We start from the raw sequence: 554 nt of genomic DNA on the forward strand, positions 1-554 counted from the left end.
CCGCTGCCTGCCGGCTGCACGCTGCCCGGCCCGGCGGCCGCGGAGGCCATCTCCCGCGGCGGCCTGGCCTATCGGGCGGAGTCGCTGTGCTTCACCTTCCAGACCAGGGCCGCACCGGCCGGGGCCTATGCGACCGCCGACGACGGCCGCACCGTGGTCCTCGGCGCCAGCCACGTGCTCAGCAATGACCGGATTATCGAACAGGGCAACGCCGCCCTGGCCCTGAACACCCTGGGCAGCACCGGCACGCTCATCTGGTACCAGCCCCGGGCCACTGACATCCAGCCGGCAGAGCAGCCGCAGAATCCGCTGTCCCTGCTGCCGGACTGGGTTGCCCCGGTCTCGCTCTGGCTGCTGGCGGTCGGTGTGCTGGCCGCGGTCTGGCGCGGCCGGCGGCTCGGCCCCCTCGTCACGGAGCCGCTGCCCGTTATCGTTCCCGCCGCGGAAACCGCGCAGGGCCGGGCCCGGCTCTACCAGCAGTCCGCGGCGGTGGCCCGGGCCGCAGCCAACCTCCGCGCGGGAACCCTGACCCGCCTGGCCGCGCACCTGCGGCT

At 74.9% G+C, this 554-nt stretch carries 1 protein-coding gene; it reads left to right on the forward strand.

Annotation, left to right across the window (positions count from 1 at the left end; translation table 11 throughout):
- On the forward strand, nt 1-554 hold a 554-nt coding region (locus ACFQ36_RS23325; RefSeq protein WP_377018019.1), incomplete at both ends, for a DUF4350 domain-containing protein.

This window comes from Arthrobacter sp. GCM10027362, assembly GCF_042679445.1.
Lineage (GTDB): Bacteria > Actinomycetota > Actinomycetes > Actinomycetales > Micrococcaceae > Crystallibacter.